The organism is Streptomyces alkaliphilus (assembly GCF_014141535.1).
Taxonomy (GTDB): Bacteria; Actinomycetota; Actinomycetes; order Streptomycetales; family Streptomycetaceae; genus Streptomyces; species Streptomyces alkaliphilus.
The window spans coordinates 1-2034 of the sequence record NZ_VKHT01000909.1; the positions used below are offsets into that span (position 1 = coordinate 1).

Annotated in this window: 2 protein-coding genes; both read left to right on the plus strand. The window is 73.6% G+C overall.

From position 1 onward, the window contains the following. Nucleotides 1-80: 80 nt before the first annotated feature. Nucleotides 81-470: a hypothetical protein gene (locus FNQ90_RS27670; RefSeq protein WP_228471448.1), complete on the plus strand. Its 390-nt coding sequence runs from the start codon at nucleotides 81-83 to the stop codon at nucleotides 468-470. Next, nucleotides 467-1957: a CoA-acylating methylmalonate-semialdehyde dehydrogenase gene (locus FNQ90_RS21040; RefSeq protein WP_182607793.1), complete on the plus strand. Its 1491-nt coding sequence runs from the start codon at nucleotides 467-469 to the stop codon at nucleotides 1955-1957. Before FNQ90_RS27670 ends, FNQ90_RS21040 begins: the two co-directional genes overlap by 4 nt. The last annotated feature ends 77 nt before the right edge of the window (nucleotides 1958-2034 follow it).

The window sequence follows — 2034 nt, forward strand, 5'->3', positions numbered from 1 at the left end:
GGCCCACCCCCTTTCCCGTCCGGCCGAACCGCCGGGCGGGAAACGGGATTGACTCTCGAGAACGTGGTGAGATGTCCGCCATGAGCGATATCAGTGAACGCAGCACGGTCTTCAAGGCGCCGCGCGGCGGCGTGATGACCCTCGAAGCCGGTGTCATCACCGGCGAGTTGGAACTCCTGACCAGCGCGGAGGAGGACGGCACCCTGGTGTTGCGGATCCGCTACGCCGGAGCCGAGGAGTGGTACACCCCCGAGGGCGGCCCCTTCACCCTCCACGACCCGCGCGACCACGAGGTCCTGCACGAGGTGCTCATCAGCCTCCTGCACCGCCCCAGCCCTGAGCCCGGCCCCCTCGCCGCCGCCCCGGCCCACCGGCGGCGAGGGCCCGGGGTCCGCCCGCGACGGCGTTTTTGTGACAGCACAGACGACCGTTGTCACCGCTCCCGGCCGCGCGCCATCATCGCCGCATGACCCCCCGTATCGAGCACTGGATCGACGGCGCCCCGTATGCCGGGACCTCGGAACGCACCGCCCCCGTCCACAACCCGGCCACCGGCGCGGTCATCGGCGAGGTCGCCATGGCGGACACCGCCGACACCGACCACGCCGTCGCGCGGGCGCTGGCCGCGGCCCGCGAGTGGCGCGAGGCGCCGCTCTCCCGGCGCTCCGCCGTGCTCTTCGCCTTCAGGGAACTGCTCAACGCCCGCACCGACGAACTCGCCGCGATCATCACCGCCGAACACGGCAAGGTGCTCTCCGACGCCGTCGGTGAGGTCCGGCGCGGCCTGGAGAACGTCGAGTTCGCCGCCGGCGTCCCCCAATTGCTCAAGGGCGACCGGTCCGAGCAGGCGGCGTCCGGGGTGGACGTGCACACCGTGCGGCAGCCGCTCGGCGTGATCGTCGGCATCACCCCGTTCAACTTCCCCGCCATGGTCCCGCTGTGGATGTGCGCCGGCGCCATCGCCTGCGGCAACGCCTTCGTCCTCAAACCCAGCGAGAAGGACCCCTCCGCATCCCTGTTCCTGGCCCGGCTGTGGAAGGAGGCCGGGCTGCCGGACGGCGTGTTCACCGTCCTGCAGGGTGACCGCGAGGCCGTGGACGGCCTGCTGAGGCACCCGGACGTCGCGGCCGTCTCCTTCGTCGGGTCCACCCCCGTGGCCCGGCACGTCCACGCCACGGCCGGCGCGCACGGCAAGCGGGTGCAGGCCCTGGGCGGGGCGAAGAACCACGCCCTGGTCCTGCCCGACGCCGACATCCCCTCGACCGCCGACGCCATCGTCTCCGCCGCCTACGGCTCCGCCGGCGAGCGCTGCATGGCGCTGTCGGTGGCCGTCGCCGTCTGCGAAGCGGCCGACCCGCTGGTCGCCGCCCTGGCCGAGCGCCTCCCCGGCCTGCGGGTCGGCGACGGCACCGCCCCCGACACCGACATGGGTCCGCTGATCACCCGCGAACACCGCGACCGGGTCGCCGACTACGTGGCCAGGGGCGCCGACCGGGGCGCCGAGGTCGTGGTCGACGGGCGGAAGGCCGACCTGCCCGCCGAGGGCTGGTTCCTCGGCCCGACCCTGCTCGACCGGGTCACCCCGGACATGGAGGTGTGGACCGACGAGATCTTCGGCCCGGTGCTCTCGGTGGTGCGGGTGGCCGGCTTCGAGGAGGGGATGGAGCTGATCAACTCCCACACCTACGCCAACGGCACCGCGGTCTTCACCCGGGACGGGGGCGCCGCCCGCCGCTTCCAACGGGAGGTGGAGGTGGGCATGGTCGGCGTCAACGTGCCGATCCCGGTGCCGGTCGCCCACCACTCCTTCGGCGGCTGGAAGGACTCGCTGTTCGGCGACACCCACATGTACGGGCCGGAGGGCATCGCCTTCTGCACCCGGGCCAAGGTGGTCACCACCCGGTGGCCCGACCCGGCGACCTCCGCCATCGACCTGGGCTTCCCGCAGACCCGCTGACCACCGGGCGCGGCCGGGCCGCCCCGCGTCCGGCCCGCGTCCGGCCCGTGAGCGGGTGGGGCCCGGTGGGCGGGGAG